This is a genomic window from Streptomyces hundungensis, from assembly GCF_003627815.1.
Classification (GTDB): domain Bacteria; phylum Actinomycetota; class Actinomycetes; order Streptomycetales; family Streptomycetaceae; genus Streptomyces; species Streptomyces hundungensis_A.
This window is the reverse complement of sequence record NZ_CP032698.1, coordinates 838847-849710: the sequence shown is the minus strand read 5'-3', so window position 1 is coordinate 849710 and position 10864 is coordinate 838847. Positions and strand designations below refer to the sequence as shown.

Here is a 10864-nt window from a genome sequence, read left to right as displayed (position 1 = left end):
TCAATCCCCCAGATCGAGAACGAGTTTGGTGACGGCGAACGCCTCGGCGTAGCGCGCATGGCATTCGATGCCGCGAATGCGGGCGAGACCGAGGAAGGCCTCCCGGTCGTACCAGGGCCGGTGCCGCTGCGAGGGGTAGTGCTCCCACAGCAGTTCCGCCTTGCGTTCCGCGACCTCCGGTGTCAGCGGCTGGTAGGCGGTGGGACGGCCGAGGTCGCCGTCCCACTTGACGATCTCGTAGCCCAGCACCAGATGGTCACGGAAAGCGGTGGTCACGAGCTTGGCCAGGCCCCGGTGGTCCTGGTGCGCGTCGTCGGTGCGGGGGGCGAGGACCAGATCCGGGTCGGCCCGCAGCCGCACTTCCTCCACCGCGGCCTTGGCCTCGTCCCAGTGCGCGGGCAGCCGCCCGTCCGGCAGTTTGAGGACGGTCAGCCGCACATCGGCGCCGGGGCAGAAGGCGGCGAGCGCGGCCCGTTCCTCCTGCTCCCGCTCGCCGCCACCACCGGAGAGCACCAGGGCGTCCACGCGGATGCCGGGCCGCGCGAGACACAGGGCGAGGAGCGTGCCGCCGGCGCCGATGGCGATGTCGTCGCAGTGCGCGCCCACCGCGACGAGCCGTTCCGGGCGCCCGGCGCCGAGCCGGATCACGCTGTCCCCGCCTCGATGCCCGCTCCCACGCCGTCGCGTTCCCACACCGCCCACGGGCGCTCGCCCCGGGCGTAGGCGGCGTCGAGCGCGGCCCGCTCCTTCACGGTGTCGGTCGGCTTCCAGAAGCCGCGGTGCTGGTGCGCCACCAGCCGCCCCCGCTTGGCCAGTTGGGCACATCCGTCGGCGACCAGGTCCCCGCCCTCGGGGATGTGGTCGAACACCTCCTGGCGCAGGACGAAGTAGCCGCCGTTCTCCCACAGCGGCAGTTCGCTCACCGCGGTGATGCCTCCGACCAGGCCGTCCTCGCCCAACTCCACACAGTGGAAGGAGGATTGTGGTGGCACCACCATCATCGACGCACCGGCGTCGCGCCCGGCGAACCGGTCGATCATCTGGGGCAGCGGGGCGTCGGTGAGCACATCGGCGTAGTTGGCGAGGAACATCTCGTCGCCGTCCAGATGGTGGCGCACCCGGCGCAGCCGCTCCCCGATCGGTGACTCGATGCCGGTCTGCGCGAAGGTGATCGTCCAGGTGGCGATGTCGGTGGACAGCAGCTCGGTCCGGCCGCCCCGCAGCACGAAGTCGTTGGACGTCGTCTCCTCGTAGTTGAGGAAGAAGTCCTTGATGTGATGGGCCCCGTAGCCGAGGCACAGGATGAACTCCGTGTGCCCGTAGTAGGCGTAGTAGCGCATGACGTGCCAGATCAGCGGCCTCGGGCCGACCATGGCCATCGGCTTGGGCATGTCGTCGAAGGCTCCTTGGCGCATGCGCAGCCCGTAACCGCCGCAGAACAGAACGACCTTCATGGCTTGACCTCGACAATGCTCAGTTCCGGTATGGGGAAGACCAGCCGACCGCCCCAGGCGTGAATGAAGGACAGCTGCTCGACCAGCTCGGCCCGCAGATTCCAGGGCAGCACCAGGACGTAGTCGGGTTTGTCGACGCCGATCCGCTCGGGCGGCAGGATCGGAATACGGGCGCCTGGGGTGAACCTGCCGTGCTTGTACGGGTTGCGGTCGACGGTGTACGGGAGCAGGTCGGGCCGGATGCCGCAGTGGTTGAGCAGCGTGTTGCCCTTGCCCGGAGCGCCATAGCCCACCACCGTCTCGCCGCGGTCCGCCGCCTCGATGAGGAACCGCAGCAGATCACGGCGGACCTTGGCGACACGGGCGGAGAACTCCGCGTAACCGGAGAGCTCTTGAAGCCCTGCGGCCTTCTCGCGGGCCAGCACATCGGCGACCGCCGGAGCCGGATCCGCGGCGACCTCGGCGGGCCTTGCCCACAGGCGGATCGATCCCCCGTGCGTCGGCAGCAACTCGACGTCCACGAGGGCGAGTCCACCGCTCGCCAGGGCGCGGATCGCCGAGGCGACCGTGTAGTACTGGAAGTGCTCGTGGTAGATCGTGTCGTACTGGTTCTCCTCCATCAGGGTCAGCAGGTGCTGCACCTCGATGGAGACCCAGCCGTCGTCGGCGACCAGCGCGCGCAGCCCCCGGGTGAAGCCGACGACGTCGGGGATGTGTGCGTACACGTTGTTCGCCACGACCAGGTCCGCGGGGCCGTGTTCGGCGCGGACGGCGGCGCCGGTGGCGGGGGCGAGGAACTCCGTGAGCGTGGGCACGCCCGCGTCCCGCGCGGCGGCGCCGACGTTCACCGACGGTTCGATGCCGAGACAGCGGATCTCGCGGTCCACCAGGTGCTTGAGCAGATATCCGTCGTTGCTCGCGACCTCGACCACGAAGGAGTCGGGGCCAAGTCCCAGGCGCTGTACGGCGTCGGCGACGAAGGTACGCGCGTGCTCCACCCAGGACGTCGAGTACGAGGAGAAGTACGCGTACTGCGTGAACGTCTCCTCCGGCGTGATCAGCGGCGGGATCTGCGCGAGCCAGCAGTCGGTGCAGACCCGCAGGTGCAGCGGGTACGCGGGCTCGGCCCGATCCAGTTCGTCCGCGGCGAGAAAGCTCTCGCACGGTGGTGTCGCCCCCAGATCGACGACGCTTGCCAGCGCCGTCGAGCCACAGAGTCGGCATCGTGTCATGTGCTGCCCCCCATGCGTTGTGACCGTCCCGCGATCGCGGTGCGGTACTCCTCCACCAGGTGCTCGAGCCCGACGGCCGGGCTGAAGCCCTGCTCGTAACGGCGCCGGGCCGCCCGGCCCATCTCGCGGTTGCGGGACGGCTCGGCGGTGATCCGGCGCAGACAGGACGCGAGCGATGCGGGCTCGCCCGGCCGGTGCAGCAGCCCGGCCACCCCGTCCTCGACGAGCTCGACGAAGGCGCCGTGACCGGCGGCGACGGCGGGGACCCCCGCCGCCATCGCCTCCACGACCACCAGGCCGAACGCCTCCTGCCAGGTCGAGGGAGCCACCACCGCGACCGATCGCGCGATCGCCTTCTGGACTTGCGCCGCGTCGTACAGGCCGACGTACCGCACGTCGTCCCGGCCCGCCGCCCAGGCGGCGACCTCCCGCTCCAGCGGCCCGGCGCCGGCGATCACCAACGGCACGCCCACACCGCCTCCGGCGGCGAGTTCGTCCCACGCGGCCATGAGCAGCGGTACGCCCTTGGCCTCCGCGAGTCGCCCCAGATACAGCAGGTACTCGCCGTCACCCACCCGCCGCACGCCCGGCTCCGGCACGAAGTTGTGCTTCACCGCCAGCCGCTCGGACGGCATGCCGGCCCGTACCAGGACCTCGCGCTGCGCCGCGGAGATGCACAGGAACCGCTCCACGCCGGACCACCAGCGCCGCCGGTTGACCGACAGGCTGACCGCGAGCGGCACCGTGGCGAGGCGGGAGCCGCGGTAGCAGCCGTGCCGGACGGCGGGCAACGGCGTCGCCCCGACACACTCGGCGCAGGGCCGGCCGTCCCTGCGCAGCGTGCCGGGCGGGCAGACCTGGGTGTAGTTGTGCAGCGTGGCCACCGCGGGCACCCGGGCGTCGGCACAGGCGGCCAGGACCGCGGGAGACAGCAGCGGGAAGACGTTGTGGACGTGGACCACGTCCGGACGCTCGGTGCGAAGCCGCGTGGCGAGCTCCGCGCGGACCGACGGATTCCAGGGCACGCGGAGCGGCAGCGCCGCCTTGCCGAGCAAGGACAGGCCGGAGATGTCGTCACTGCGCCGCTCGAACACCTCGACCCGGTGGCCCGCCGCGCGCAGCAACGCCACCTCCTGGTCCACGACGGTGTTCTCCCCGCTCGGCTGCGCCGAGGAGTAGCGGTTGTGCACGACCAGAACGTGCAGGGGTGGGGTCACCTCACGTCCTCCGCCCAGCGCGGGACACGCCGTCGAGGCCCCCGGGGCACCGCGAGCGGGGCGGCCTCGGCGGGCGCCGCCAGCAGCGAGGCGGCCAGGGCCAGATGGAGCAGATACGGGGACGCGTCGCCGAGGCCCGCCTCGGTGTACGAGGCGATCGCGCAGTAGCTGATCAGGAAGATCGCGCAGGCCCGCTCGAGCGACGGCGGCCGCAGCAGCGCGACACCGGCGAGGACGAGCATGAGCGCGGCCACCAGGGCGATGCCGACCAGACCCTGCTCGTTGTAGATGGCCAGCCAGCTGTTGTCGATCGGCAGACCGCCGAACGACTTGTCGCCAAGGCCCACGCCGAACACCTGCTCCCCGGTCGTCCGGGGCGCCGCGAGCAGCGCGTCCCACACCTTGGCCCGGCCGGTGAGGTTGGAGAAGTTCTCCTTGCTCTGCCCGCGCAGGAACCACGTCTGGAGGGCCGAACTGAACACCACGGCGGCCACCGCGGCGCACGGCACGGTCCAGGTGAAGAGCCGGCGGGCGGCGGGGCTGGTCAGGACGAGCGAGCCGATGGCGAGCGCAAGACCGATGAGCAGGCCGAGCGTCGCGGTCCGGGTGTGGGTCAGCGCGAGCAGGACGAGCGAGGGCACGATCACCACCAGCGCGCTGGTGCGGTCGGTGCGACGGCCCAGGACGAGCAGCACGGTGAGCCCGATGATCACCGCCGCGTACTGGCCGATCTGCGGCGGCGTGAGCGGCCACACCGCACCGACCAGCCGCCCGCCGTAGAGCCCGGGCAGCGCGGCGCCGGGCGAGACGGCAAGCCCGACGGCCACCGACCCGAGCACCGCGAAGTACATCCGGATGTGGGGCCTGACGAGTGCCAGGCCGCCCCACCAGCGGCTGAGCAGCCACAGCGTGCCGACGAACAGGGCGAGCCGGAAACACCGGAACAGGGCGCCGAACCCGGCCTCCAGGTGAGCACTGGAGATCACGCTCGACACCAGCAGCAGGGTGAGCAGGGACAGCAGGGCGCCGGATCGCACCCGCAGGCGCGGGTTCAGGGTGAGCGCCAGCGCGAAGGCGGTGACCAGCGAGCCCATGGTGACCAGCTGGATGAGGGAACGGGGCAGCGGGACGATGGTCTTCGCCCCGGCGGAGCCGAGCGTGTTGAGGATCAGCAGCCCCCAGACCGTCCCTACAAGCCCGGGTGGCGCGGCAGGTCGTGTCTCGGTGGTGACGGAACCCTCCGTCGGCCCACCGCGTCGCAGCTCCCCACCCATGTCAACCACCGGCCTGAGGAGCGAAGGTGCTGTCCGCGTCCTGCCGGTACGGCGTGCCCTGCCATTGCCCGGCGTCGAGCACCCGGCTCGGGTCCTCGGCGACGAACTTCCACGGCCCGACATAGACGTTGTGGTGCCAGCGGTTGTCCTGCTTCAGCGTGATCGCCTCGGCCACCTGCTCACCGTGGTACGGCGACCAGTCCGGATAGGTGCCGTAGTTGGCGAGGAGCGCCATGCGGTCGCATCGCACCGTGCACTTGACGACGGAGGGGTCCAGGACGAAGCGGTTGTCGTGGATGTCCACCCGCTGGGTCTTCCACCGGCAGTCGGCGTAGAGCGGCGCGGTCGCGATCGCCGGGCGCGCACAGCGCTCGGAGTGCGGCACCAGCAGAGTGCAGTCGCCGGACGAGGTGTTGGCCGGGCTGTTGCAGAACCGGTCGGCGTTCTCCCACAGGGTGATGCCGGACCAGTTGTTCTCCAGCGTGTTCCCGTAGATCTCGATCTTGTTGGTGCGGGCGTGGATCCGCGGTTCGCCGCCGGACTCGGACACGTAGACGGTCGGATAGGGGAAGGTGTCCCCGCGGTCGGCGTACTTGCGGCCCTCGACCCAGTTGTTCCGCAGGAAGGAGTTGTTCCGGATGACCGCGTTGTAGCTGGTCTCGTAGATCAGCGCGGCCCCGTCGTTGGCCTCGACCACGTTGTTCTCGATGCGGAAGTCGTTGTTGTTGGTGTCCGCCCACAATCCGGTGCCGCGGTTGTCGTGCACCCAATTGCCGCGCAGATCCGCGCCGTTGACGGCCCAGAACTTGACGCCTCCCGTGCAGCCGCAGCCGGGGGTGCGCCGCTCCCAGTCGTCGGTGTTGTTGCCCGCGATCTCATTGCCTTCCAGCACGAGACCGGTGAGAGGGGCGCCGTTCTTGTAGGCGTTCATGCCGTACTGTCCGTTGCCGCGCAGGCAACTCGCGCGGACCTGCTGGTGGACACCGGCCATCAGACCGGCGCCGGAGTTGTTCTGGATGGTCGTGTGCTCGATCAGCCATCCGTCGGCCGAGTCGTGGTTGACCACGCCCTCGTTCTGCGGCGCGACGAAACCCTGCACGGTCACATAGCGCAGGGAGACGTCGCGGGCGGCGCCGCCGAAGGCGTACTGGTTCGTCTTGTGGCCGTCGAGCACCGCGCCCGGCGCGCCGAGATAGCTGTCCCCGTCCTTGGGGATGACCTGGGCGTAGCGGTCCTGTTCGAGGCGGTGCGTGCCGGAAGCGAGCCAGAACGTGGTCTTGGGGGGATTGCTCTTGGTCTTGGTGGCGAGGTCGCCGACCACCGCGGGGTCGACCGGCACCGCCCCTGCCGGGGCCTTGGTCGGGCCGGCCGGCGCCTTGGCGCACACCCGGGCCACGGACAGCGAGGGCGCCCCGGACGCGCTGGCGGTACCGGTCGGTTCCGCCGGGCCGTCCGGTGCACTCGTGCAGGCGGTCGCCACGAGCAGGATCAGCGCCAGCGCCGCCGCCGGCCGTGCCCGGTGCCGCCACGCGATCGTCACGGGGCCCCCTGATCGCGGAAGGCGAGGACGGTGACGAACCTCTCCGAGCCGTCGGCGAAGCCGGTCCCCACCAGGGTGGTGGCGGGTTCCTTGCGTCCGAAGCCGGGGGAGTACCAGCCGAGCGGCGGATCGCTCTCGCCGCGATGCGCCCGCCAGGACAGCTGGGGCGGCAGATCGAGCGTGGCGGAGCGGCCCTCGCCGTCCCGGGACCAGGTGAGCGACGCCCGGTTTCCCTCCAGGTCCGCGGTGATGAGCGGGCCGAGGTGGAAGGCCAGACGCACGGCCCGGCGCGGGCCCCGCACCTCGTCCGTGATCCGCAACTCACCTCCAGCGGCGGCCAGTTCGGCCCTGCGGCGGTGCACGGAGTCCCGGTAGCCGTCGTGCTCGGCACACCAGCGGATTACACCCGCCTCGGACCGGTCCATGCCCAGGACGCGGCTGCGGGCGTGCCGGGTCCACAGGAACGGGCCGCCGGAGACCGACTGGTCGGCGCCGTCCAGTTGCAGCGTGTTGTGGCCGAGGGTCGAGCGGAAGTAGCGCCGCCACTCGGGCTGTCCGTGGTAGCAGTACGTGCCGGGGTCGGCGAGTACGTCGACCCCGTCGTGCCGCACCTCCACGGACAGCGCGTCCGCATGGGCGTGCGCGGCGATGGAGAGGAAGCCGTGCGGGCCGCCGTCGCAGCGGCACCAGAGCCCGCCCGGGCCGCGCAGGATGGTCAGGCCCGCATCGGGGAAGTGGTCGGGCCGGGTCGCCGGGCGGCCCACGGCCGGCGCGGGCGCCCCGGACGGGCGGGGCCGGATGAGCGCGGCGAGGAGCGGGGTGCGCACATCGGTGCCGGTGACCGTGGGCCACCAGTCGAGCCGGCCGAACACGGCTTCGCCGGTGGCCAGCAGGGAGGCCCAGCGGTCGGTGCCCGCGCCGTCCACGACCAGACCGTGGCCGTCGTCCGCGTCGCCCTGGCGCGGCGGCCGCAGCCGGCTGTCCACGACGGCCGCGAGGGCGTCGGTCATTCCCAACAGCACACGGCGGACGGAGTCGGGGACCGGCACACCGGAGGCATCCGCCTCGGCCACCGCGGCCAGACCCAGTTCCAGTACGAGGCCGTGGTACTCGGTGGCCAGCTCGCGGTTGAGGCCGGAAGCAAAGGTGTTGGCGCGCAGATGCCGTTCGAGGGAGCGCAGCGCGCCGGAGCGCCAGCGCGCCGAGGTGGAAAACCACGGGAACGCGCAGGCCGCCGCGAACTGCCCGGCCGCCTCGGCGATGACGTGGTTGTTCGCCGAGGACCCCCGGCTGGGGAAGTCGGCAAGCCAGCGCTGGTGGTGCCAGACCTGGTTCACCGCCACCGCGTTGTTCTCGAACAGTGCGGGGGCACCCGACCAGCCGTCGAGCAGCCGGCGGATCCACACCCAGGACAGGAGCCGGATGCCCAGCTCGATGCCGCTGATCCAATGCACGCCGTGCAAGGGCGGGTTGACCGCCCACCACGACCGCAGGTGCTGGGCCACGCGCTCGGCGTACCGGTCTTCACCGGTGATCGCGTAGGCGGCGGCGAGCACCGTCAGATACTGGTGCCGGGACGGCTCCCAGATCTGCTTGATGTCCCCGACCACGCTCTCGTCGCGGTACGGCACGTCGAAGGCGTGGCCGTGCCCGGCCCGGCGTCCGGTCTTCGGGTCGTACCACCAGTCCGGGTCGACCAGGTCGTCGCGGGCCACGCCGAAGTACTCGGCGCGCCCCGACATCAGCCGGTCCGCCTCGACGACGAGACGCTTCGCCGCGTCCGGCGGCACGGCGAGCACCGCCCCGGCCGGCAGTGCCGTCGCGAACCGGCAGCCGGTCGTGCGCGGGCAGGTGGGCGGCGCCGAGCGCCGGCGCCGTCTGCGCACCGCGTCGCCGGCCCGCCCGGCGATCTCCCGCGGTCCCATCCGGGAAAGACGCCGCAGGTACCAGCTCGCGCTCAGGGTCACCGCGCCCTCGCCAACGTCACGGGCGCGCCGCACACCAGGCCGGTCCGCACGGCGAGGGTCGCGGCCGTGGTGGCGACCAGCGACTCGAGGGGCACCGGCATCGGGCCGCCGGTGCGCACCGCCCGCACGAACGCGGCGAGCTCGGCCGACTGACCCTTGTCCCGCGCCTTGGGCAGCCGCGAACTGACCCACCGCTTGTCGCCGTACACCGAGGCCCGTACGAAGTCGTCGAGCCGCAGCACCTTGCCGTCCGCGATCAGATCCAGCGTCTCCTTGGGGAAATTGGGCGCGCCGGTGGTGACGTAGCTGAGGGTGGCGGTGGACTCGTCCGGGTAGCGCAGCACGATCTGGAGGTCGTCGCCGCCGGCCGTCGCGAGCGCGTACACCGAGACCGGATCGGAGCCGAGCAGCCAGCTCGCCGTGTCGATGAAGTGGCCGCCCTCGCCGGCGAACCGCGTGCCCTCGGCGCCCTGTTGGAGGTACCAGCTGCCCTGGTTCAGGCGACCGGCGTTGACCAGATAGCGCAGGCTCGCCGGGCCGGTGCGGGGACCGAACCGTTGCTTGGCCTCCCGCAGCAGCGGCGCGAAGCGCCGGTTGAAGCCCACCTGCAACCGGTCGTTGCCGGACTCCTCCACCGCCGCGAGGACGTCGGTGAGTTCTTCCTCGGTGAGCGCCAGCGGCTTCTCCACGAAGACCGCCTTGCCGGCCAGCAGCGCCTTGCGGGTCAGTTCGGCGTGCGAGCTGTGCCGGGTGACCACGAACACCGCGTCGATGGCGGGGTCGCCGAGCACGGCGTCGAGATCGGTGGTCGCCGCGGTGAAGCCGAACTTGCGCTGTGCGTTGGCCGCGGACAGCGCCGTCGTGGTGACGACCGTCGACAGCTCGATGCCGTCACGCCCGGCCAGATGCGGCAGCAGCATCGACGTCGCGTAGTTGCCCGCGCCGACGAACGCGAGCCGCACCGGTCCCGCGGCGGCCCGGGTCCTGGTCGGCGCGCCGGCGCCGCGTCGTACCGAGGGCACCGCCGCCGTCGGGGCGCCCGCCTCGGGTGCCTGGGCCGGGTAGCGGAACAGCACGGCCACGGCTTTCAGGTCGCCGTCCTTCAGTCGCCGGTACGTCGTGACGGCGTCCTCGAAGTCGGCCGTGTGCGAGACCAGGGGCTCCACGTCGACCCGGCCGCGGGCCATGAGGTCGAGGAAGCACGCCAGGTTGCGGCGCTCGGTCCAGCGGACGTAACCGATCGGGTAGTCCCGCCCGTCCAGCTCGTACTCCGGGTCGTAGCGCCCGGGACCGTAACTGCGGGAGAACCGGACGTCGAGTTCCTTCTCGTAGTACGCGTTCCACGGCAGGTCCAGACGGCACTTGCCGATGTCGACGACCCGGCCGCGGTCCCGGCACAGCCGGGCGGCCAGCTCGACGGGCTGATTGCTCGCGCCGCCGGCGGCCAGATAGACCTGATCGACGCCATGGCCACCGGTGAGCTCGGCGACGGCGGCCTCGACGGTGGTGGACGCGGGATCACCGCAGGCCACGGCCCCGGTGCGGACGGCGAGTTCACAGCGCTCAGGGTCGGGGTCGGCCCCCACGACCCGCACCCCCGAGGCGGTCAGGAGCTGCACCACAAGCTGCCCGATCAGTCCGAGGCCGATGACGAGCGCCACGTCGCCGAGGTGTGACTCGCCGCGGCGCACTCCCTGCAACGCGATCGACCCGACGGTGGCGAAGGCCGCGTGCCGTGGCGCGAGGCCGTCCGGCACCGGCGTGAAGAGGTTCTTCGGCACCCAGTTCAGCTCGGCGTGCAGCGCGTGCTCGTTCCCCGCGCAGGCCACCAGGTCGCCGACCTTCACCTCGTCGATGCCGGCGCCGACCTGCTCGACCACCCCGCACAGGGAATAGCCCAGCGGCGTATAGGAGTCCAGCTTGCCCATCACCTTGCGGTAGGTGGCCGGCACCCCGTTGGTGGCCACGCTCTGCATGACCTTGGCCACCTGGTCCGGGCGGGAGCGGGCCTTGCCCAGCATCGACATGCCGGCCTCGGAGACCTTCATCAGCTCGGTCCCGGTGGATATCAGCGAGTAGGCGCTGCGCACCAGCACACCGCCCGGCTTGCACCCCGGCACCGGCACGTCGAGCACCGCCAGCTCGCCGGTCTTGTAGTTCTGCACTACCTGTTTCACCCA

General features: G+C 71.6%; 8 protein-coding genes. All 8 read right to left on the bottom strand.

What is annotated here, in order from left to right:
- The 8 genes from DWB77_RS03815 to DWB77_RS03780 are packed head-to-tail and all read right to left on the bottom strand — an operon-like array spanning position 1 to position 10861.
- On the bottom strand, positions 1–648 hold the full coding sequence (locus DWB77_RS03815; protein WP_120719874.1) for a PIG-L deacetylase family protein: 648 nt from the start codon (positions 646–648) through the stop codon (positions 1–3).
- Positions 645–1454, bottom strand: a complete 810-nt coding sequence (locus DWB77_RS03810) for a glucose-1-phosphate cytidylyltransferase (RefSeq protein WP_120719873.1) — start codon at positions 1452–1454, stop codon at positions 645–647. Before DWB77_RS03810 ends, DWB77_RS03815 begins: the two co-directional genes overlap by 4 nt.
- The gene (locus tag DWB77_RS03805; protein WP_120719872.1) at positions 1451–2686 is read right to left on the bottom strand and encodes a class I SAM-dependent methyltransferase; all 1236 of its coding nucleotides are present in this window, start codon (positions 2684–2686) and stop codon (positions 1451–1453) included. The genes DWB77_RS03810 and DWB77_RS03805 overlap by 4 nt, the downstream gene beginning before the upstream one ends.
- Complete coding sequence (locus tag DWB77_RS03800; RefSeq protein WP_120727324.1) at positions 2683–3891, bottom strand: glycosyltransferase; 1209 nt, start codon at positions 3889–3891, stop codon at positions 2683–2685. The genes DWB77_RS03805 and DWB77_RS03800 overlap by 4 nt, the downstream gene beginning before the upstream one ends.
- An 8-nt stretch (positions 3892–3899) precedes the next feature.
- Complete coding sequence (locus DWB77_RS03795) at positions 3900–5177, bottom strand: O-antigen ligase domain-containing protein (RefSeq protein WP_174248506.1); 1278 nt, start codon at positions 5175–5177, stop codon at positions 3900–3902.
- Position 5178: 1 nt separating this feature from the next.
- Positions 5179–6717, bottom strand: coding sequence for a right-handed parallel beta-helix repeat-containing protein (locus DWB77_RS03790; RefSeq protein WP_120719870.1), 1539 nt, complete (start codon positions 6715–6717; stop codon positions 5179–5181).
- A complete protein-coding gene (locus DWB77_RS03785; protein ID WP_120727322.1) occupies positions 6714–8684 on the bottom strand; it encodes an alginate lyase family protein in 1971 nt (656 codons plus the stop codon). The genes DWB77_RS03790 and DWB77_RS03785 overlap by 4 nt, the downstream gene beginning before the upstream one ends.
- Positions 8681–10861: a bi-domain-containing oxidoreductase gene (locus tag DWB77_RS03780; protein ID WP_120719869.1), complete on the bottom strand. Its 2181-nt coding sequence runs from the start codon at positions 10859–10861 to the stop codon at positions 8681–8683. Before DWB77_RS03780 ends, DWB77_RS03785 begins: the two co-directional genes overlap by 4 nt.
- Positions 10862–10864: the final 3 nt, after the last annotated feature.

Bases quoted from the DNA above. Each gene is read 5' to 3' on its own strand.
- DWB77_RS03810 (WP_120719873.1), bottom strand. From the start codon at position 1,454: ATGAAGGTCGTTCTGTTCTGCGGCGGTTACGGGCTGCGCATGCGCCAA.
- DWB77_RS03805 (WP_120719872.1), bottom strand. From the start codon at position 2,686: ATGACACGATGCCGACTCTGTGGCTCGACGGCGCTGGCAAGCGTCGTC.
- DWB77_RS03795 (WP_174248506.1), bottom strand. From the start codon at position 5,177: ATGGGTGGGGAGCTGCGACGCGGTGGGCCGACGGAGGGTTCCGTCACC.